Source organism: Halorubrum halophilum (assembly GCF_000739595.1).
Lineage (GTDB): Archaea > Halobacteriota > Halobacteria > Halobacteriales > Haloferacaceae > Halorubrum > Halorubrum halophilum.
In genome coordinates this window covers 1-1,266 of the sequence record NZ_BBJP01000074.1, presented here as the reverse complement: position 1 = coordinate 1,266, position 1,266 = coordinate 1, and the positions used below count along the sequence as shown (strand labels likewise).

The following is a 1,266-nucleotide window of genomic DNA, read 5'->3' as shown; positions in this document are numbered from 1 at the left end:
CCACACCCTCACATCACACCTAAATCTACTCCTCTCTATTTGTCGGCAGCGTCAGATGTTGCTAATAGACAGCTGCTACTCTGGTATTGACGCCAACGGTACTGTCTCATTCTACGGGGTTGTCACCCTGTCTCACGCTCCGTTCCAGGAGACTTCAAATGAGAGCTCGCGTTTTGGTTGTCAACCCGAACACCACATTGGTCCGAAGACCTTCGGTTTGGGCTGTGTCGCTTTTACTCGCGGTTACTCACGACATCGCTATTGCGTTCTTTTCCTTCCCTTACTGAGATGTTTCAATTCAGGGAGTTCCCTATTGCGCGTGGCAATTGTAAACGGATTCCGATTCGGAAACCTCGTGTTCTTCCCCTCCATGCGGGTCCCACGAGCTTTTCGCAGCTTGGCACGTCCTTCATCGGCTCTCGAGCCGAGCCATTCACCAGCTGGCACAGTAGCCAGTAGTGTGTCAGTTGATTCAATAAAGAACCGCTGACGGTGTCAAGTGACTAAATGTCACCCGACTGTATATGGTTCACTGACGTTCCACGAACTCGTATGAGTTCAGTGGACGTCTGGATCGCACGTATACACGGTCGTCATCGAATCACCCTGGCGGGGTGTCCATCAAACCCTTCCCATCCGCGGTTTCCCGGGATGGTGCATCGGTCGTCGTAACCCAACGGAATCGCGTCTTCCATTTAAGAGGACGGAATCGCGTCGGGGCTGACATGGACTCACTGGGATTCGAACCCAGGGCATCCTCCTTGCAAGGGAGGCACTCTACCGCTGAGCTATGAGCCCACCTTCCCACGCGGGAAGGAGTATTGCGTTGGTGTGTGAACCGTGGTAGTTCGTCGGTGTCCAGGCCGGCGGGTGGGCGGACACAAGAGACCATGAATGAGTAGTGACCGTCTTGAAAGACGGTCGTAAGGTGAGCTCCCGCAAAGCGGGAGTCTCGGGTCGGTGGAGGTGATCCAGCCGCAGATTCCCCTACGGCTACCTTGTTACGACTTAAGCCCCCTTGCGAAGCCCAGATTCGACACGTGTAACGCGCCTCATCCGGACCTCACTCGGGTGCTTTGACGGGCGGTGTGTGCAAGGAGCAGGGACGTATTCACCGCGCGCTTATGACACGCGATTACTACCGAATCCAGCTTCATGTGGGCGAGTTGCAGCCCACAATCCGAACTACGATCGAGTTTCTGAGATTACCGTCTCCTTTCGGAGTTGTAATGCTTTGTCTTGACCATTGCTCATTATAATTGTATA

The 1,266-nt window shown here is 54.0% G+C and carries 1 tRNA gene and 2 rRNA genes; all 3 read right to left on the bottom strand.

What is annotated here, in order from left to right:
- Positions 1-461, bottom strand: a 23S ribosomal RNA gene (locus ACP96_RS19395); the annotation flags it as partial.
- Between the two features lie 265 nt (positions 462-726).
- Positions 727-798, bottom strand: a tRNA-Ala gene (locus ACP96_RS15620).
- A gap of 163 nt (positions 799-961) precedes the next feature.
- Positions 962-1,266, bottom strand: a 16S ribosomal RNA gene (locus tag ACP96_RS19390); the annotation flags it as partial.